This window comes from Castellaniella ginsengisoli (genome assembly GCF_040955415.1).
Lineage (GTDB): Bacteria > Pseudomonadota > Gammaproteobacteria > Burkholderiales > Burkholderiaceae_B > Castellaniella > Castellaniella ginsengisoli.
Window position 1 is genome coordinate 1,184,044 of sequence record NZ_CP158257.1, and the last position, 18,658, is coordinate 1,202,701.

Consider the following 18,658-nt stretch of genomic DNA (forward strand, 5'->3'; position numbering starts at 1 on the left):
CCACGATCAGAAGCGGTGCGAGAACTGCACGCCGATCAGGTCCGCGCTGCTCTTGTAGTCGCCCTTCAGCACGCCCGCGCCCCGGGGATCGGAGGTATTGTTCACCGAGGTGTTCTTCACGAACAGGTGGGCGTAGCCGACGTCGATGGCGGTGTTCTTGCTGAAGTTGTATTGCGCGCCCACGGACACCCAGTAGCGGTCGTTGTCCGGCAGAGAGGCGGGGCGGAAGGCGTCGTCCTGCACCGGCGACTGGTCCCAGGCCACGCCGCCCTTGAAGGTCCAGCGGTCGCTGTGGCGGTAGTTTGCGCCCAGGGCCACGCGCCAGGCATCCTTGAAGCGCAGGTCCAGCTCGGCGTCCGGGATGCCGGTGTTCTTGATCTTCAAGTTCGGGATGCTGCTCCAGCCCGTCCAGGACACGTCGCCCAGCAAGGTCCAGCGCTCGTTCAACTGGTGGACCACGCTCAGGGTGGCGGTGTCGGGCAGCTCGACGGTGGTTTCGGCATTGTGGGAGCCGATGACACCCATGCCGGTGAGGACGCCGGCACCGGCGGCGCTCAACGACCGATTGCTGACCTTGGTGGTGCCGTCCGCATCGATCTTGACCTTGGAGCGGTAGGACAGGCCGAAGCGCGTGTCCGGCGTGGCCTGCCACATCAGGCCGGCGTTCCAGCCCCAGCCGTCGCCCTTGGCCTTGACCCGGGCTTCCAAGTCGCCGCTCATGCCCGGAACGGGAGCCAGATACGCGTACTGTGCCTTCCTGTAGTCCGCATCCAGATGCATCCAGTTCAGGCCGAAGCCGACCGACAGCGTCTCGGTGGCCTTGAAAGCGATGGACGGATTGATGTTGATGCTCTCGATGGCGAATTTTTCCGAGTGGTAGCGGCCGGCCCAGCCCTTCTCGTAGTCGGTCATCAGGCCGAAGGGGGCGCCCACGCTCAGACCCAGCCAGACGCGCGGGTTGACCTCCCAGGTGAAGTGGGCGTTGGGCACGGCGGCCCAGGAGCCGGCATCGCCGCCATCGGCACCGCCGGTCGGTCGGGCGCCCAGGGGGCCGAGCGGGTTGCCGGCGAAGTGCGTCGGCCCCGTGCTGCCGCCGTCCGAAAACTTGAAGCTCGGCTTGATCGCCACCGCGCCGGCGCTGACGTTCATGCCCGGCAGCAAGGTGATGCTGGCGGGGTTGAAGAAGTTGGCGCTGGCGTTCTCACCGATGGCGGCGGAACCGGCATAGGCGTTGCCCAGGCCGCTGGCGTTTTGCTCCAGCAGTTGGAAGCCTGCGCCGTGGGCGGCGCCCATGGCACCCAAGCCCAGGATCAGGGCCGATAAGGTCTTGATCGGGTGTTGCGTTTTCATCATGTTACCTCCGGTTGATAGATGAAAGTCGTCTTAGTGCACAGGCATGCCTGCCTGTTGATAGGTACTTCCCGGACGACTGCGCCGGGTTTAGGGATAAAATTGGAAACAAACGCCCTCCGGCCGCGCAGCAGGTGGCTGCGGCCTGTCAAATAAAAGGCGCAAAAAACCCCGCGCCGCGCGGTCGGCGCAGCGTTTTTCGGGTCAGCGGTGTCCTACCGGGCTCTCAGCCCGGCATCAGGGCGAAATCAATCGTCGTCGAGTGTCATAGGTCCCCCCGTGTAGGGTGCATAGCCCGTCCCGAAAATCACGCCGGCATTGGCGAGTTCGGGATCGGCGACGACGCCCGCCGCCAGTTGGCGGTGCGTGGCATCGATCAAGGGTTGCAGCAGGCGGCGTGCCAGCCCGGCCGGGGCCGCTCCGGCTTCGGCGCGGACGGGCTTGCCCTCGCGCCAGCGGTAGAAGCCCTGGCCGGATTTCCGGCCCAGTTCATTGCGTTCCAGATGGCGCGCCAGGCAGGCGGGCGGCTCGGCCTGGCCGGTGAGTTGCGCGCCGGCGTCGCGGGCGATGTCCAGGCCCACGGTGTCGATGAGTTCGATCGGCCCCATGGGCATGCCGTAGGCCTGCATGGCGGCATCGATGGTCTCGGGGCGCAGGCCTTCGTCCACGCAGCGCATGGCTTCCAGCATGTAGGGCGCCAGCACGGCGTTGACCAGGAACCCGGGCACGCTCTTGACCGGCAGGGGCAGCTTGCCGATGCGGCCGACGAAAGCGCAGGCGGCGGTTTGAGCGTCCGGGTCGGTGGCCTCGGCGGCCACGACTTCGACCAGCGGCATCTTCGCCACGGGATTGAAAAAATGGATGCCGACCAGGCGGTCCGGCCGCGCCAGATCCCGGCCCAGATCCTCCAGGGACAGGCTGGAGGTGTTGGTCGCCAGCAGCGCGCCGTCTTTCAGGCGCGGCTCGATCAGGGCGTACAGGCCGCGCTTGGCCTCCAGGTTTTCGCTGATGGCCTCGATGACCAGGTCGGCGTGGTCGATGCCCTGGCCGTCCGGATCCGGGATCAGGCGGTCGGCGGCCAGCCTCGCTTCGCGGGCGGGCTTGATCCGGCGGGCATACAGCGCCTGGGCGCGGCCGATGGCCTGGGCGATGCGTGCGCGGTCTGTGTCCTGCAGGGTGACAGTCAGCCCCTTGAGGGCGCACCAGGCGGCGATGTCGCCGCCCATCACGCCTGCGCCCACCACGTGGACGCGGTGTACGGGCGGCCGGTCTGAGGCCTTGCCGAAGGCCTTGAGGCGTTCCTGCATGTGGAAGACGCGCAGCAGGTTGCGGACGGTGTCCGACTGGACGATGCCCTCGATCAGCCCGGGCGCGGCCAGCGCGTCGCCTTCGTGATGCGCCCAGATTTCCAGGATGGCGCGCGGGGCCGGATAGTGGCCCTGCGGATCGCGCTTGTCCAGGGTCTTGCGGGCCTGGCGCAGCAGCAGCGGCCGCAGGATCGGGTGGCTGAGCCAGGCGTCTTTGCCCCGGGGGCCGCGCACCGGTTGCCCGGACAGGACGTGGCATGCGGCGGACCGCTCCGCCAGGCGGGGCGGCACGCACAGGTCGGCCAGGCCGGCGGATGCCGCGCGGCGCGCATTCAAGGCGCGGCCCGTCAGCATCATGTCCAGGGCCAGGGGAGCCCCCACGCGCCGGGGCAGGCGCAGCATGCCGCCCCAGCCCGGGAAGATGCCCAGCATGACTTCGGGCAGCGACAGGCGCGTATCGGGCTGGTCCACGACGATCCGGTAGCGGCAGGCGAGGGCCAGCTCCAGGCCGCCGCCCATGCAGTGCCCCTGAATCAGCGCCAGGGTCGGCCAGGACACCGCCGCCAGGCGGTTGAAGACCGTCCAGCCGCGCTCGACGAAGGCGCGCGCGGCCGCGGCGTCGTCCAGTTGAGAGAATTCATGGATGTCGGCGCCCGCGATGAAGCCTGCGGCCTTGCCGGAGCGGATCACCAGCGCGGCGGGCGGAGCGGACTGAAAGTACTCCAGGACGCGGCCCAGTTCCGTCAGCACCTCGCCCGACAGGCGGTTGACGCTGCTGTCGGCGCAGTCGATGGTCAGCCAGGCGATGCCTTGCGGGTCCGTGTCGCAGCGGAAATGGCGCAGGTTCAGGGAGGCGAAACTCATGTCAGCCCTCCTGCGTGCAGAGTTCGACCAGCATGGCGCCGCCCTGGCCGCCGCCAATGCAGATGGCGGCCATGCCCCGGTGCAACCCGCGCGCCTGCAAGGCGCGCACCAGGTGCAGCACGATGCGCGCGCCCGAGGCCCCCACCGGATGGCCTTGTGCGATGGCGCCGCCGTCTACGTTCAACCGATCCATGTCCAGATCTCCCAGTGCGCCGCGACCCAGGTGCTCCCGGCACCACGTTTCGTCGCGCCAGGCGGCAAGGCAGCCTAGCACCTGTGCGGCGAAGGCTTCATTGATTTCCCACAAGTCCGGATCATTCAGTTCCAGACCGTGGCGCGCGAGTATAGCCGAAGCCGCGTGTACGGGGCCCAGGCCCATGACGGCGGGGTCCAGAGCGGCCCACTGTGCGTCGACGATGCGGGCGATGGGCCGCAGACCCCGCTCGCGCACGGCGCGTTCGGAAGCCAGCAGCAGGAGCGCCGCGCCGTCGGTCACCTGGGAGCTGTTGCCCGCCGTGATGTTGCCGTAGGGCTTGTCGAAGACAGGTTTGAGCCGGGCAAGCTTCTCGGGCGTGGAATCCGCCCGCACGCCATCGTCCTCGGCGTACAACGCACCCTTGGCATCGACCAGGGGCACGATTTCGTCGAAGGCGCCGCGGGCGCGCGCCGCCAGGGCGCGGGCATGGCTTTGCGCCGCATAGGCGTCGAGCTGTTCGCGTGTCAGGCCGAAGCGGTGGACCAGGTTTTCGGCGGTTTGCCCCATGGACAGGCCGATCACCGGATCGCTGAGCCCCTTGAGCAGGCCGATCACGGGCGTGAAGTAGGCGGGGCGCAAGCGGCGCAGCAGCGGCAGGCGCTGCGACCAGCGCTTCGTCTGGTTCCATTGGGCCAGCCAATGGACCATTTCATCGGGGAACAGCAGCGGCGCGCGCGATAGCGCGTCCACGCCGCCGGCCAGGACCAGGCCGTGCCGGCCGGTCTGCAGGCCCATGGCGGCGGAATCCAGCGCCTGCATGCCCGAGGCGCAATTGCGCATCACCGTCCAGCCCGGCACGTGCTCGCCGCAGCCCAGGCGCAGCGCGATCACCCGGCCGATATTGGTTTCGTCGGCCGAGGGCGCCGCGCAGCCGATCACGACTTCGTCCAGCTCGGTGGGCGCGAAGGGCTGGCGCAGCAGCAGTTCGCGGCCCGTCTGCACGGCCAGGTCGGACGCGGAGAAGGGCCCCGGCGCGTTGCGGGCCTTGAGGAAGGGGCTGCGCGCCCCATCGATGATGTAGACGGGTTCGAAGGCCATCAGGATCGCTCTCCCGTGGTGTCGGTATTGGACGGGCCCTGGAAATCGGGGGCGAAGTCATCCACGGCGATGACGCGGTCCCGCAGCGCGTTGCGCGCGCGCAGGCGTTGCAGCTCATCGTCGGTGAGGCCGCCGGCCGCATGGACGGCCTCGGCCATGTCGCGCACATTGGCGCGCGGGTCGGCGGCCGGCACGCGGCCGGCCTTCTCGAATTCGCGCATGCGGGCCTCGATGGCCTGCGTATCCAGCACGGCGGAGAAGGCGACTTCGATGGCGCCGACGGGCTCGGCCGGATCGCGCGGGACGTAAGCGCCTCGCGTCAGCCGGTCGCGTGCGCCGCCGGGCTGGCTGATGGCGTCGGCCACGGCCATGGAGAGCGCATCGGACGGCGCGGTGAACGGCCGGCCCCAGGGGAACAGTAATGCGCGCAAGACCCAGGCGAGGGGTCGGTTGGGAAAATTGGCCAGGACGCCGGCGCAGGCATCCTGGGCGCGGCAGAAGGCATCCTGGATCGCCCAGTGCGCCAGCGGCGCGTCGTCGGCCTGGCGGCCCTCGTCCTGGTAGCGCTTGAGGACGGCGGAAATCAGATAGAGCTGCGACAGGATGTCGCCCAGCCGGGCGGAGATCGATTCGCGCCGCTTCAGCGAGCCGCCCAGCGTCAGCATGGAGACGTCGGCCAGGGTGGCGAAGGCCGCCGAGAATCGCGTCATCTGCCGGTAGTAGCGCGCCATTTCAGGCGCGACGGTGGTGTCGGGGCGGGCCAGCAGGGCGTTCGTGAAGCCATGGCCGACGGCGCGCAGCGCGTTGGTCGTGGTATGGCGCACATGGCCCCAGAAGGCGCGGTCGAAGTCTTGCAGGCCTTGTTCCGGATCGGCGGCCTGGGCAGCGTGCATTTCATCCAGCACATAGGGGTGGCAGCGGATCGCACCCTGACCGAAGATGATCAGGCTGCGCGTGAGGATGTTGGCGCCCTCGACCGTGATGCCCACCGGAAGCTGCTGGTAGGCGCGGCCCAGGAAATTCTGCGGCCCCAGGCAGATGCCTTTGCCGCCGATGATGTCCATGCCGTCGTTGACCACGATGCGGCCGCGCTCGGTGACGTGGTATTTGACGATGGCCGAGACCACGGCGGGCTTTTCGCCGAGATCCACGGCGCCGGCCGTCATCACGCGGGCCGCGTCCATCAGATAGGTATGGCCGCCGATGCGGGCCAGGGCCTCGGCCACGCCCTCGAATTTGTGGATGCGGGTGCGGAACTGGTCGCGCACCACGGTGTAGGCGCCCACGGCGCGCGCCGTGAGCTTGGCCATGCCGGTATAGGATGACGGCAGCGAGATCGAACGTCCCGCCGCCAGGCATTCCATCAGCATGCGCCAGCCCTGGCCGGCCATGTCGGGCCCGCCGATGATGAAGTCCAGCGGCATGAACACATCCCGCCCGCGCGTGGGGCCGTTCATGAACATGGCGTCCAGTGGGAAGTGGCGGCGGCCGATTTCCACGCCGGGGTGGTCGGACGGCACCAGCGCGCAGGTGATGCCCAGGTCGGGCGCGTCGCCCAGCAGGCCGTCGGGGTCATACAGGCGGAAGGCCAGGCCCAGGAGAGTGCAGACCGGCCCCAGGGTGATGTAGCGCTTGTCCCAGGTGACGCGCATGCCCAGGACCTCGCGGCCCTGCCATTCGCCCTTGCAGACGACCCCGTGATCGGGGATCGCGGCGGCGTCCGAGCCGGCCCAGGGGCTGGTCAGGGCGAAGGCCGGGATATCCTCGCCGCGCGCCAGGCGCGGCAGGTAGTGGTTCTTCTGTTCGTCTGTGCCGTAGTGCAGCAGCAGTTCGGCGGGCCCCAGGGAATTGGGCACCATGACGGTGACCGACAATGCGGAGCAGCGGGTGGACAGCTTGGCGACCACGGCGGAATGCGCCAGCGCCGAAAAACCCAGGCCGCCGTATTCCTTGGGAATGATCATGCCGAAGAAGCGGTGGGTCTTGATGTAGTCCCAGGCTTCGGCGGGGATGTCCTGGTCGCGGCGGGTGACCTGCCAGTCGTTCACCAGGGCGCAGACGGTCTCGACTTCGTTGTCCAGGAAGGCCTGTTCGTCCCCGGACAGGCGCGGCGCCGGGATGGCATGCAGGGCGCGGGCGCTGGGCCGGCCGCGGAAGAGTTCGCCTTCCCACCAGACGGTGCCCGCTTCCAGGGCCTCGCGTTCGGTATCCGACATGCGCGGCAGGATGCGGCGGAAGACTTGGTAAAGGGGACGGCTGAGGTGGCGGGTGCGCAAGTCGCGGTTGGACAGCACGAAGGCGGCGGCCACCAGCAGCAGGATGAGGAGAATCAGCAGGAACGTCATGATGTCTGTGCTCCTGAAAGTGAGCCCAGCGGCAGCGGTGCGCGCAGGCCGCCCAGCAGAAAGGCCATCAGGCGGTCGAGCAGGGCCTGGGCGTCGATGTTGGTGTCATCGGGCAGGTTCATGGCCCGGCTGGAGCTCTCGACGCCCATGAGGGCGTAGGCCGTGGCGCCCAGCATGAAGTGAAAGCGCCAGACGATCTCGGCTTCCGGCACGCTTGGCAACGAGGTCAGCAGGGCGCGGGTGAAGCGGTGCGCGACCACGGAACGCTCGGTGGCGAACAAGGCGCTGATGGCGCCGTTGGGGTCGGACATGGTGTTCGATTGCAGCGGGATGAAGGCGCGCCGCTCGGCCCCGGCGCTGCAGGCATGACGCACCAGGGGGCCGAAATAGGCTTCAACGATGGACGAGGGCTTGAGCGGCTGGCCGCCGGCCTTGGCTTCGAGGGCGTCCAGGATGCGCAGGCGCTCGTCGTTGAGCGCATCCAGGCGGCGCTGGAAGACGGCCTCGATCAGCGCATCCTTGGAGCCGAAGTGGTAGTTCACGGCGGACAGGTTCACCTGCGCCGCCCGGGTGATCTGGCGCATGGAGGTGTTGTCGTGCCCATGCTCGGCGAACAGGCGTTCGGCGGCATTGAGAATGGCATCGCGAGTGAGGATCGAGCGAGTAGTGGCCATGAATCAATTCAAACGTTTGTTTTAAAACTATACACAGTCTGTCGGGATTGGGTATCCGTGTTACCCCCTAGGATAAGGAGGCCGCAGTTGTGTGCCGGTGTTTGTTTCTTGGGGAAATGCCGCGTCCAGGATACACTTCCACACGTTCGTTTCCATGATCTGAAGGGTTCGCGATGGCTTCCGTGCGACAGCTGCTGGTGATTTCATCCCTGGTGATCGCCTGCATTCTGGTAGGCATGCTGGCGATGGGCACCAGTCTGATGGAACGCCGGCTCGACGCCCAACTGCAGACCGATGGCGAAAACGCCGCCGCCACATTGGCCCTGCTGGTGAGCGCCCAGCCTGGCGCCGAGGCCCGCGTGCGGGTGCTGGAGGCGGCCTTCCAGCAGGGGCGTTTCGCCGATCTGGATCTCGCGCCCGACGACCCCGCGGCGCCCGCTTTCCAGTCCCGCCGCACCGCGCATTCCACCGGCGACGCGCCGGACTGGTTCACTGCGCTGGTCGATATCCAGCCCCACCAGGCGTCACGGCAAGTCGCGGGCGTGGGAGCGCTGCGGCTGACGCTGGATCCCGGGCCCGCGCGCGACGCCCTCTGGGCGCATGTATCGCAATGGACCTGGCTGGCGCTGGGGCTGGCGGCCTTCTGGGCCTTGTTCGTGGTTGCGCTGATGGCCCGGGTGCGGCGCGAACTTGCCGCTTCCGCCGCGGCCGACGCGCCCGAAATCAAGATCAAGCGCACCGAACCCGTCGAGGACGCCGAGCTCATGGACGACGTCCGCGAGCGCGTCGCGCCCACGATGGACGAGCAGATGGCGCGCATCGAGCGGCTGGAAATCGAACTCAACCGCGATCCGGTCACCGGCCTGGCCAACCGCAGCTACTTTCTCAATGAACTCAAGCGCATGCTGCGCGACGATTCCCGCCAAGGCGCGGTCAGCGGCTACGTGCTGCTGGTGCGCAGCCGCGACATGGCGCGGCTGCAGAACCAGACCAGTCGCCAGGAACTGGACGACTGGCTGCGGCTGCTGGGGCGGCGCATCATTGAACTGCTGAATGAAAACCCGCAGGCGCGGGCCTTGCCCGCCCGGCTGACGGGCAGCGATTTCGTGGTGCTGTTCCCGGTGGGCGGCGGCCCCGAGGTCATGCGCCCGGTGCAGCGGCTGCGCGCCTTGCTGGAAACCCTGCGGGTCAAGCTCGACAGCCATAACCTGTCGCGCTGGGCCTTCGCCCTGACGGACTACACCGTGCAGTGCACGCCCAAGGAAGTCCTGACGCGCCTGGACCAGGCCCTGATGTGCGCCGAGAGCGCCGGGCACGAGGAAATCGAATTCCTGTCCTACGCCGACCACGAGGACGGCGAATTGCTCATGGGCGAGGCGTCTTGGCGCACCTTGATCACCCAGGCGCTGGACCACGACCGCCTGTCGCTGGACGTGCGCCGCGTCCAGTACGAGGGCGACGACGTTCCAGAGCGTTACGAGGCCGCGCTGGTTCTCCAGGAGGACGAACCCGACCAGCCGCGCATGTCCGGCTTCCTGTTCATGCCGGCCGCAGCGCGCCTGGGCTTGTCGCCGGCCTGTGACCTGCGCGCGCTGTGCCTGGCGCTGAACTGGCTGGGTGAGCACGATGGCGTTCTGGTCATCCGCATGTCGATCGCCTCGGTCCTCGACCCGCAGTATCTGGAGGAAATCCGCCAGATCTGCCGCAATGCCGACGCGCAACTGCTGCATCGCCTGGCGGTGGAGCTGGACGCCTACGGCCTGAGCCGCCACCACGAGGCTTTCCGGGCCTTCGCCCAGGGCGCGATCGAAGCCGGGCTGCATGTCGGCCTGCGCGGCCTGGATCAGCAGCCCGACGCCCTGCGCCAGATTCACGAAATCGACTTCACCTACGTCAAGCTGGGAGGCGCCTTCGTGCGTGAATTGCTGGCCAGTCCGGGCGGCGTGCAGATGATGGTGGCCGTCACCGAAACCGCCATCGGCATGGGCATGCGTGTCTATATAGACGATGCGGATGATCCGGCCACGCGCCAGATGGTCATCGAATACGGCGCGCTGCCGCGCATTGCCTGACCGCCGGCCGCCAGCGGCGGCTTCTATCCTTGGCATGGCGTGGCCATTGCCTGTGTTTTTTACAGGAAACGCTTGCTAAGAACTGGTCGGTATCCTATAATTGCTGTCTTGCCTTCAAAGAGGCGCGGATTTGCATGGCCTTGGGGCTGTGTGTTTTTGCGCCGGGCAAAGGAAGTTCTCGAATTTCAACCCAGGGTGTACTTGGCCAACCGAATTGGCGAACCTTATCTGGCAAGCCCCAAGCGGCAAGCCAAGTAGGCCTGACGGGACCAAAACTGGCTGCGCGGCCGGGGGTACATGCCCTGGGCTTCGTTGTTAAGTTGGAACAGGAAAAATCATGATCCAAATGCAGACCACGCTGGACGTGGCCGACAACACGGGTGCGCGTTCTGTGATGTGCATCAAGGTGTTGGGCGGCTCCAAGCGCCGTTATGCCGCCATTGGCGACGTCATCAAGGTGACGGTCAAGGAAGCGGCCCCCCGCGGGCGCGTCAAAAAGGGCGAAATCTACAACGCCGTGGTGGTGCGTACCGCCAAGGGCGTCCGCCGCAAGGACGGCTCGTTGATCCGCTTCGGCGGCAACGCCGCCGTGTTGCTCAACGCCAAGCTCGAGCCCATCGGCACGCGCATCTTCGGACCGGTCACGCGCGAACTGCGCACCGAAAAGTTCATGAAGATCGTGTCCCTGGCGCCCGAAGTGCTGTAAGGAGCCGATCATGCAAAATATTCGCAAAGGCGACGAAGTCATCGTGCTGTCTGGCCGCGACCGCAGCCGCCGTGGCACCGTGGTGGCCCGGGTCGGCGACGATCACGTGCTGGTCGAAGGCATCAACGTCGTGAAGAAGCACGCCCGCGGCAACCCCATGACGGGGGCCCAAGGCGGCATCATCGACAAGACCCTGCCCATCCACATCTCGAATGTGGCGCTCTACAATCCCGAAACCGGCAAGGGCGACCGCGTCGGCGTCAAGGTCGTGGACGGCGCCAAGGTTCGCATTTTCCGCTCCAACGGCGCTGTCGTTGGCGCGAAGGCATAAGGGGCGCGTACAAAATGGCTCGTTTACAAGATTTCTATCGCTCCAAGGTCGCCGCCGACCTGCAGGCGAAGTTCGGCTACAAGTCGATCATGGAGGTGCCCCGCATCACCAAGATCACCCTGAACATGGGCGTGTCCGAAGCCGTCGCCGACAAGAAGGTCATCGAGAACGCCGTGGGCGACATGACCAAGATCGCCGGCCAGAAGCCCGTGATCACCAAGACCCGCAAGGCGATCGCCGGTTTCAAGATCCGCGAAGACTATCCGATCGGCTGCATGGTCACTCTGCGCGGCCAGCGCATGTATGAATTCCTGGACCGTCTGATCTCGGTGGCCCTGCCCCGCGTGCGCGACTTCCGCGGCGTGTCGGGCCGTGCCTTCGATGGCCGTGGCAACTACAACATCGGTGTGAAGGAACAGATCATCTTCCCGGAAATCGAGTACGACAAGATCGATGCCGTGCGCGGGATGAACATCAGCATCACCACCACCGCAAAGACCGACGAGGAAGCCAAGGCGCTGTTGAGCGCATTCAGCTTCCCCTTCCGCAACTAAGGGGCTGACGTGGCAAAACTTTCCCTCATCAATCGCGACATCAAGCGCGCCAAGCTGGCCGAGAAATTCGCCGCCAAGCGCGCCGCGCTGAAGGCGATCATCGCCGACCAGTCCAAATCCGACGAAGAACGCTATCAGGCGCGCCTGGCACTGCAACAACTGCCGCGCAACGCCAACCCCACCCGCCAGCGCAACCGCTGCGTGGTGACGGGCCGCTCCCGCGGCGTGTTCAGCAAGTTCGGGCTGACCCGTCACAAACTGCGTGAAATGACCATGCGCGGCGAAGTGCCCGGCATGACCAAGGCAAGCTGGTAGGAGAATCACACATGAGCATGAGCGATCCCATCGCCGATATGCTGACCCGTGTGCGCAATGCACAAATGGTCAACAAGACGTCGGTTTCCATGCCCTCCTCCAAGCTGAAGGCGGCCATTGCCGCCGTGCTGAAGGACGAAGGCTACATCGAGGATTTCCGTATCGGCGGCGAACAAGCCAAGCCGGAACTGGAACTCACCCTGAAGTATTATGCCGGCCGCCCGGTGATCGAGCGCATCGACCGCGTCTCGCGTCCCGGCCTGCGTATCTACAAGAGCAGCACCGCCATTCCCCAGGTCATGAACGGCCTGGGCGTGGCGATCGTCTCGACCCCCCGTGGCGTCATGACGGACCGCAAGGCCCGCGCCAACGGCGTCGGCGGCGAAGTGCTCTGCTACGTGGCATAAGGAGATTTCAACCATGTCACGCATCGCCAAATACCCCGTCGCGCTGCCGAAAGGCGTCGAAGCCACCATCAGCGCCGGGCAGATCGTCGTCAAGGGCCCGCTGGGCACCCTGACCCAGGCCCTGGACGGCAATGTCCGGGTCACCCAGGAAGACGGCCAGATCACCTTCGCCGTCGCCAACGATTCCCGCCAGGCCAACGCCATGTCGGGCACCGTGCGCGCGCTGGTGAACAACATGGTCACGGGCGTCAGCACCGGCTTCGAACGCCGCCTGAACCTGGTCGGCGTGGGTTTCCGCGCCCAGGTCCAGGGCAACGCCCTGAAGCTGCAGCTTGGTTTCTCGCACGACATCCTGCATGACATCCCCGAGGGGATCAAGATCGAGTGCCCTTCCCAGACCGAGGTCGTGGTCAAGGGCTCCAACAAGCAGGTCGTCGGCCAGGTCGCCGCCGAAATCCGCGCTTATCGCGAACCCGAGCCCTACAAGGGCAAGGGCGTGCGCTATGCGGACGAGCGCGTGATCCTGAAAGAAACCAAGAAGAAATAAGCACGCAGGCAAGGACGAATCATGGACAAGAAAACTTCCCGTTTGCGTCGTGCCGCGGCAACCCGCCGCAAGATTCACGAGTTGCGCGTGCATCGCCTGGCGGTGCACCGCACGAATCTGCACATCTACGCCAACATCATTTCGCCGGAAGGCGACCGCGTGCTCGTCAGCGCCTCGACGCTCGAGCCCGAGGTCCGCAAGGAACTCGCCAGCCAGAAGGCCAATGGCGGCAATGCCGCCGCCGCCACTCTGGTCGGCAAGCGCGTGGCCGAGAAGGCCAAGGCTGCCGGCATCGAACTCGTCGCTTTCGACCGTTCGGGCTTCCGTTACCATGGCCGCGTCAAGGCGTTGGCCGAAGCTGCGCGTGAAGCCGGCTTGAAGTTCTAAGGGAATCACATGGCTAAAGCACAAGGCAAGCACGCCCCGGAGCAGGAACGCGACGACGGCATGCGTGAAAAGATGATCGCGGTCAACCGCGTCAGCAAGGTCGTCAAGGGCGGCCGCACGATGAGCTTCGCCGCGCTGACCGTGGTCGGCGACGGAGATGGCCGCATCGGCATGGGCAAGGGCAAGGCCCGCGAAGTGCCCGTCGCCGTTCAGAAGGCCATGGAACAGGCCCGTCGCGGCCTGCTCAAGGTGGCCCTGAAGAACGGCACGCTGCACCACACCGTGGTGGGCAAGCACGGCGCCTCGACGGTGCTGATCTCGCCGGCCGCCGAAGGGACCGGCGTGATCGCCGGCGGCCCGATGCGCGCCATCTTCGAAGTGATGGGCGTGCGCAACGTCGTGGCCAAGAGCCTCGGCTCCAGCAATCCCTACAACATGGTCCGTGCGACCCTCAACGGCCTTCGCGCCTGCTCCACGCCTGCGGAAATCGCGGCCAAGCGCGGCAAGTCCGTCGAAGAAATCCTGGGGTAAGACATGGCACAGAAGCAAATCAAAGTCACGCTCGTGCGCTCCGTCATCGGCACGCACAAGTCCCACCGCGCCACGGTGCGCGGTCTGGGTCTGGGCAAGGTCAACAGCAGCCGTGTCCTGGTCGATACCCCCGAGGTGCGCGGGATGATCCGCAAAGTGGATTATCTGGTCACCGTCTCGGAAGCCTAAAGGAATTCAGATGTCCGTCACTCAACTGAACACGCTCGCCCCCGCCGAAGGCGCCAAGCGTCCCCGCCGCCGCGTGGGCCGTGGCATCGGTTCCGGTCTGGGCAAGACCGCCGGCCGTGGCCATAAGGGCCAGAAGTCCCGCGCGGGCGGTTTTCACAAGGTCGGTTTCGAAGGCGGCCAGATGCCGCTGCAGCGCCGCCTGCCCAAGCGCGGCTTCACGCCGCTGGGCCGCCACCTGTTCGCCGAAATCCGCCTGTCGGATCTCCAGGCGCTGCCGGTCGATGAAATCGATCTGCAGGTCCTGAAGGCCGCCGGCCTGGTGGGCGAGCTGGTTCGCACCGTCAAGGTCATCAAGACCGGCGAACTGTCCCGCAAGGTCACCCTGCGCGGCATCAATGCGACGGCCGGCGCGCGCGCCGCGATCGAAGCGGCCGGCGGTTCGCTGGCGTAAGGGGCGGCAGTGGCCAAAGCTCAGGCACATAAGCCCAGCGCAGGATACGGCGATCTCAAGCGCCGCATCCTGTTTCTCGTGCTCGCCCTGATCGTCTATCGCCTGGGGACGCACATCCCCGTGCCCGGCATCAACCCGGATGCGCTGGCCGACCTGTTCCAGCAGAACCAGGGCGGTATCCTGGGGCTGTTCAACATGTTCTCGGGCGGCGCCCTGGAGCGCTTCTCGGTGCTGGCGCTGGGCATCATGCCGTATATCTCGGCGGCCATCATCATGCAGTTGCTGGCTGTGGTGGTTCCCACGCTGGAGGCCATCAAGAAAGAGGGCCAGTCGGGCCAGCGCAAGATCACCCAGTACACCCGCTATGGCACGGTGTTCCTGGCGACCTTCCAGGCGATCGGCATCTCGGTGGCGCTGGAATCCCAGCCCGGCCTGGTCATCGATCCGGGCCTGCTGTTCCGCTTCACCGCGATCGTGACGCTGGTCACCGGCAGCATGTTCATCATGTGGCTGGGCGAGCAGATCACCGAGCGCGGCCTGGGCAATGGCATTTCCCTGCTGATCTTCGCCGGGATCGTCGCCGGCCTGCCCGGCGCGCTGGGCGGCATGCTCGATCTGGTCCGCACGGATTCGATGTCCATCCTGTCGGCGCTGTTCATCCTGGCGCTGGTCGTGGCGGTGACCTACTTCGTGGTTTTCGTCGAGCGTGGCCAACGCCGCATCACGGTGAACTACGCCAAGCGCCAGGTGGGCAACAAGCTCTATGGCGGCCAGTCCTCGCACTTGCCGCTGAAGCTGAACATGTCCGGCGTGATCCCGCCGATCTTCGCCTCGTCGATCATCCTGCTGCCCGCGACGGTCACAAGCTGGTTTTCCAGCAACCCGAACATGCGCTGGCTGGGCGATCTGGCGGCCGCACTGTCGCCGCAGCAGCCGTTGTACGTGACGCTGTATTCGGGCCTGATCATTTTCTTCTGCTTCTTCTACACGGCGCTGGTGTTCAACAGCCGCGAGACGGCGGACAACCTGAAGAAAAGCGGCGCCTTCGTGCCCGGGATCCGTCCCGGCGAGCAGACCGCCCGCTACATCGACAAGATCCTCATGCGGCTGACGCTGGCGGGAGCGATCTACGTCACGCTGGTTTGCCTGCTGCCCGAGCTGATGCAGATGCGCTGGAACGTGCCTTTCTACTTTGGCGGCACGTCCCTGCTGATCATCGTCGTGGTCGCCATGGATTTCATGGCGCAGGCGCAGGCTTACATGATGTCCCAACAGTACGATTCGTTGCTCAGGAAGGCCAACTTCAAGGGTGGCGCGGGTTTACCCATGCGCTGAACAACATGTCCAAGGACGACGTCATCCAGATGCAAGGGGAGGTCATCGAAAACCTGCCCAACGCAACGTTCCGCGTCAAGCTGGAAAACGGCCACATGGTATTGGGCCATATTTCGGGCAAGATGCGTATGCACTACATCCGGATCCTTCCGGGTGACAAGGTCACAGTGGAGCTCACGCCCTATGACCTGTCGCGCGCCAGGATTGTTTTCCGCTCCAAATAGGTAGCGGCCGGTCAAGAACCAGGAGATCACCATGAAGGTAATGGCATCGGTAAAGCGGATCTGCCGCAACTGCAAAATCATCAAACGTCACGGCGTGGTGCGCGTCATCTGCACCGACCCGCGTCACAAGCAACGCCAAGGCTAAGGCCGGGCATCACGGATTTCACGAGGAACAGTCATGGCCCGTATTGCTGGCATCAATATTCCGCCGCACCAACACGCCGAGATCGGTCTGACGGCCATCTTTGGCATCGGCCGCACCCGCGCCCGCAAGATTTGCGAAGCGACCGGCATCGAGTACTCGAAGAAGATCAAGGATCTGACCGACGAGGAACTGGAAAAGATCCGCGAACAGATCAACGGCTACACGATCGAGGGCGACCTGCGCCGCGAAGTGCAGTTGTCGATCAAGCGCCTGATCGACCTGGGCACGTATCGTGGCATGCGCCACAAGCGCGGCCTGCCGGTGCGCGGCCAGCGCACCCGCACCAACGCGCGCACCCGCAAGGGCCCGCGTCGCGCCGCAGCGTCCCTGAAGAAATAACCTGAGGAAAGAACATGGCGAAAGCTCAGAGCGGCGCCTCGCGCGTCCGCAAGAAAGTCAAGAAGAACGTGGCCGACGGGATCGCTCACGTCCACGCGTCCTTCAACAACACCATCATCACCATCACCGACCGTCAGGGCAACGCCCTGTCGTGGGCCACGTCCGGCGGCGCCGGCTTCAAGGGCTCGCGCAAGTCGACGCCGTTCGCCGCCCAGGTGGCTGCCGAGTCCGCCGGCCGCGTGGCCCAGGAGTACGGCATCAAGACGCTGGAAGTCCGCATCAAGGGCCCCGGTCCCGGCCGCGAATCCTCCGTGCGCGCCCTGAATGCCCTGGGGATCAAGATCTCCAGCATTTCGGACATCACGCCGGTGCCGCACAACGGCTGCCGTCCGCCCAAGCGTCGTCGTATCTAAGGGGAACATCTTGGCTCGTTACACTGGACCCAAATGCAAGCTTTCGCGTCGCGAAGGCACCGACCTGTTCCTGAAGAGCGCCCGCCGTTCGCTGGATTCCAAGTGCAAGCTGGAATCCAAGCCCGGCCAGCACGGCCGCATCTCGGGTTCGCGCACTTCGGATTTCGGCCTGCAGTTGCGTGAAAAGCAGAAACTCAAGCGCATGTACGGCGTGCTGGAAAAGCAGTTCCGCAAGTACTTCGCCGAAGCCGACCGTCGCCGCGGCAACACCGGCGAGACGCTGATCCAGTTGCTGGAGTCGCGTCTGGACAACGTCGTCTACCGCATGGGCTTCGGCTCGACCCGCGCCGAAGCGCGCCAACTGGTGAACCACCGCGCCATCGAACTGAACGGCCGGACCGCCGACATCGCTTCGATGCTGGTCAAGGCCGGCGACGTGATCACCGTGCGCGAGAAGGCCAAGAGCCAGGGGCGCATCAAGGAATCCCTGGAACTGGCGACCGGCAATGGCCTGCCCCAGTGGGTCGAAGTCGATGCGAGCAAGCTGTCGGGCGTGTTCAAGCAGGTTCCGGACCGTGCCGACGTCGCTCACGACGTCAATGAATCCATGGTCGTGGAATTGTATTCCCGCTAATCGATTCCGGCGGCCTTGCGCCGCCGCGCGGGTTCCGGGCCAGGTGTCCGGGATCCGCAGCACAGCCCACGCTCCGGCCGTCAGCCCGAGGTGGGCTGTGTTCGTGTTCCGGTTTCACCGCCGGTTCTTCATTCCGTCAGCCTTATCGGTGTAACGAGCCGAGGGTATTGAAAAGGAACATCCATGTCCGCACAAGGTTTTCTGAAGCCCCGTACCATTTCCGTCGAGACCCTGAGCGCGCATCACGCCAAGGTCGTGATGGAGCCCTTCGAACGCGGCTACGGCCACACGCTGGGCAACGCCCTGCGCCGTATCCTGCTGTCTTCCATGACGGGCTACGCCCCCACTGAAGTCCAGATCAGCGGCGTCGTGCATGAATACTCCACGATCACCGGCGTGCGCGAGGACGTGGTCGACATCCTCCTGAATCTCAAGGGTGTGGTGTTCAAGCTCCACAACCGCGACGAAGTCACGCTGCAGCTCAACAAGCAGGGCCCCGGCGAAGTCCGCGCCCGCGACATCGAGCTGCCCCACGACGTCGAGATCGTCAATCCGGATCACCTGATCGCCACCCTGACGGACAACGGCCGCCTGGAAATGCAGGTCAAGGTCGAGCAAGGCCGCGGCTACGTGCCGGGCAATGTGCGCGCCCTGGCCGACGACCGTTCGGCCACCATCGGCCAGATCGTGCTGGATGCCTCTTTCAGCCCTGTGCGCCGCGTCAGCTACGCCGTCGAGAACGCCCGCGTCGAGCAGCGCACCGACCTGGACAAGCTGGTGCTGGACGTGGAAACCAATGGCGTCATCAGCCCCGAGGAAGCCGTGCGCCAGTCGGCCCGCATCCTGATGGACCAGATTTCCGTGTTCGTGTCGCTGGCCGACAAGGACGCCGGCCAACTGACCACCAGCCTGCCGGTGGGCGGCCAGTCGGCGCCGATCGATCCGGTGCTGCTGCGTCCGGTCGACGACCTCGAACTGACGGTGCGTTCGGCCAACTGCCTGAAGGCCGAGAACATCTACTACATCGGCGACCTGATCCAGCGCACCGAGAACGAGCTGCTCAAGACGCCGAACCTGGGGCGCAAGTCGCTCAACGAGATCAAGGAAGTCCTGGCCGCACGCGGCCTGACCCTGGGCATGAAGCTCGAAAACTGGCCGCCCGTCGGCCTCGAGCGCCCCTGATC

At 65.8% G+C, this 18,658-nt stretch carries 23 protein-coding genes; 18 read left to right on the forward strand and 5 right to left on the reverse strand.

Translation table 11 applies throughout. The annotated features are described in order from the left end of the window. Positions 1-6: 6 nt before the first annotated feature. The 5 genes from ABRZ00_RS05550 to ABRZ00_RS05570 form a co-directional block, all read right to left on the reverse strand. Positions 7-1,353 (reverse strand): OmpP1/FadL family transporter, encoded by a 1,347-nt coding sequence (locus ABRZ00_RS05550; protein ID WP_368647864.1) that lies wholly within the window; start codon positions 1,351-1,353, stop codon positions 7-9. Positions 1,354-1,598: 245 nt separating this feature from the next. Beyond that, positions 1,599-3,521 carry a 3-hydroxyacyl-CoA dehydrogenase NAD-binding domain-containing protein gene (locus tag ABRZ00_RS05555; RefSeq protein ID WP_368642686.1) on the reverse strand — a complete coding sequence of 641 codons (1,923 nt, stop codon included), beginning with the start codon at positions 3,519-3,521 and terminating at the stop codon, positions 1,599-1,601. Between the two features lies 1 nt (position 3,522). Continuing rightward, positions 3,523-4,815, reverse strand: a complete 1,293-nt coding sequence (locus tag ABRZ00_RS05560; RefSeq protein WP_368642685.1) for an acetyl-CoA C-acetyltransferase — start codon at positions 4,813-4,815, stop codon at positions 3,523-3,525. After that, on the reverse strand, positions 4,815-7,160 hold the full coding sequence (locus tag ABRZ00_RS05565; RefSeq protein ID WP_368647865.1) for an acyl-CoA dehydrogenase: 2,346 nt from the start codon (positions 7,158-7,160) through the stop codon (positions 4,815-4,817). Before ABRZ00_RS05565 ends, ABRZ00_RS05560 begins: the two co-directional genes overlap by 1 nt. Further along, positions 7,157-7,834, reverse strand: coding sequence for a TetR/AcrR family transcriptional regulator (locus ABRZ00_RS05570; RefSeq protein WP_368642683.1), 678 nt, complete (start codon positions 7,832-7,834; stop codon positions 7,157-7,159). Before ABRZ00_RS05570 ends, ABRZ00_RS05565 begins: the two co-directional genes overlap by 4 nt. Before the next feature lie 173 nt (positions 7,835-8,007). Between ABRZ00_RS05570 and ABRZ00_RS05575 the strand changes: the two genes are divergently transcribed. The 18 genes from ABRZ00_RS05575 to rpoA all read left to right on the forward strand — a co-directional run bounded on the left by ABRZ00_RS05575 (position 8,008) and on the right by rpoA (position 18,656). Next, a complete protein-coding gene (locus ABRZ00_RS05575; protein WP_368642682.1) occupies positions 8,008-9,906 on the forward strand; it encodes an EAL domain-containing protein in 1,899 nt (632 codons plus the stop codon). A 337-nt stretch (positions 9,907-10,243) separates the two neighbouring features. Beyond that, complete coding sequence (gene rplN, locus ABRZ00_RS05580; protein ID WP_153231433.1) at positions 10,244-10,612, forward strand: 50S ribosomal protein L14; 369 nt, start codon at positions 10,244-10,246, stop codon at positions 10,610-10,612. A 10-nt stretch (positions 10,613-10,622) separates the two neighbouring features. Beyond that, entirely contained in the window at positions 10,623-10,943 is a 321-nt protein-coding gene (gene rplX / locus ABRZ00_RS05585) for a 50S ribosomal protein L24 (protein ID WP_368642681.1), read from the forward strand. 14 nt (positions 10,944-10,957) lie between these two features. Further along, positions 10,958-11,497: a 50S ribosomal protein L5 gene (gene rplE / locus ABRZ00_RS05590; protein ID WP_343834882.1), complete on the forward strand. Its 540-nt coding sequence runs from the start codon at positions 10,958-10,960 to the stop codon at positions 11,495-11,497. 9 nt (positions 11,498-11,506) lie between these two features. Continuing rightward, positions 11,507-11,812, forward strand: a complete 306-nt coding sequence (rpsN, locus tag ABRZ00_RS05595) for a 30S ribosomal protein S14 (RefSeq protein ID WP_343834883.1) — start codon at positions 11,507-11,509, stop codon at positions 11,810-11,812. A gap of 11 nt (positions 11,813-11,823) precedes the next feature. Further along, positions 11,824-12,219 (forward strand): 30S ribosomal protein S8, encoded by a 396-nt coding sequence (gene rpsH / locus ABRZ00_RS05600; RefSeq protein WP_343834885.1) that lies wholly within the window; start codon positions 11,824-11,826, stop codon positions 12,217-12,219. A 13-nt stretch (positions 12,220-12,232) separates the two neighbouring features. Continuing rightward, the gene (rplF, locus tag ABRZ00_RS05605; protein ID WP_343834886.1) at positions 12,233-12,766 is read left to right on the forward strand and encodes a 50S ribosomal protein L6; all 534 of its coding nucleotides are present in this window, start codon (positions 12,233-12,235) and stop codon (positions 12,764-12,766) included. 21 nt (positions 12,767-12,787) lie between these two features. Then, complete coding sequence (gene rplR / locus ABRZ00_RS05610; protein WP_343834888.1) at positions 12,788-13,153, forward strand: 50S ribosomal protein L18; 366 nt, start codon at positions 12,788-12,790, stop codon at positions 13,151-13,153. A 9-nt stretch (positions 13,154-13,162) separates the two neighbouring features. Then, the gene (gene rpsE / locus ABRZ00_RS05615; protein WP_269356055.1) at positions 13,163-13,684 is read left to right on the forward strand and encodes a 30S ribosomal protein S5; all 522 of its coding nucleotides are present in this window, start codon (positions 13,163-13,165) and stop codon (positions 13,682-13,684) included. A gap of 3 nt (positions 13,685-13,687) precedes the next feature. Further along, complete coding sequence (rpmD, locus tag ABRZ00_RS05620) at positions 13,688-13,873, forward strand: 50S ribosomal protein L30 (protein ID WP_043678932.1); 186 nt, start codon at positions 13,688-13,690, stop codon at positions 13,871-13,873. 10 nt (positions 13,874-13,883) lie between these two features. Further along, on the forward strand, positions 13,884-14,324 hold the full coding sequence (rplO, locus tag ABRZ00_RS05625) for a 50S ribosomal protein L15 (protein WP_320348320.1): 441 nt from the start codon (positions 13,884-13,886) through the stop codon (positions 14,322-14,324). 9 nt (positions 14,325-14,333) lie between these two features. After that, the gene (gene secY, locus ABRZ00_RS05630; RefSeq protein WP_343834890.1) at positions 14,334-15,659 is read left to right on the forward strand and encodes a preprotein translocase subunit SecY; all 1,326 of its coding nucleotides are present in this window, start codon (positions 14,334-14,336) and stop codon (positions 15,657-15,659) included. Between the two features lie 5 nt (positions 15,660-15,664). Next, positions 15,665-15,883, forward strand: coding sequence for a translation initiation factor IF-1 (gene infA, locus ABRZ00_RS05635; RefSeq protein WP_043678924.1), 219 nt, complete (start codon positions 15,665-15,667; stop codon positions 15,881-15,883). 31 nt (positions 15,884-15,914) lie between these two features. Next, positions 15,915-16,028 carry a 50S ribosomal protein L36 gene (gene rpmJ, locus ABRZ00_RS05640; RefSeq protein WP_003805360.1) on the forward strand — a complete coding sequence of 38 codons (114 nt, stop codon included), beginning with the start codon at positions 15,915-15,917 and terminating at the stop codon, positions 16,026-16,028. 33 nt (positions 16,029-16,061) lie between these two features. Next, positions 16,062-16,427 carry a 30S ribosomal protein S13 gene (gene rpsM / locus ABRZ00_RS05645; RefSeq protein ID WP_043678921.1) on the forward strand — a complete coding sequence of 122 codons (366 nt, stop codon included), beginning with the start codon at positions 16,062-16,064 and terminating at the stop codon, positions 16,425-16,427. A gap of 14 nt (positions 16,428-16,441) precedes the next feature. Further along, on the forward strand, positions 16,442-16,840 hold the full coding sequence (gene rpsK / locus ABRZ00_RS05650; protein ID WP_325125302.1) for a 30S ribosomal protein S11: 399 nt from the start codon (positions 16,442-16,444) through the stop codon (positions 16,838-16,840). A gap of 10 nt (positions 16,841-16,850) precedes the next feature. Then, a complete protein-coding gene (gene rpsD, locus ABRZ00_RS05655) occupies positions 16,851-17,474 on the forward strand; it encodes a 30S ribosomal protein S4 (protein ID WP_368644574.1) in 624 nt (207 codons plus the stop codon). Positions 17,475-17,657: 183 nt separating this feature from the next. Further along, positions 17,658-18,656, forward strand: coding sequence for a DNA-directed RNA polymerase subunit alpha (gene rpoA / locus ABRZ00_RS05660; protein ID WP_343834892.1), 999 nt, complete (start codon positions 17,658-17,660; stop codon positions 18,654-18,656). Positions 18,657-18,658: the final 2 nt, after the last annotated feature.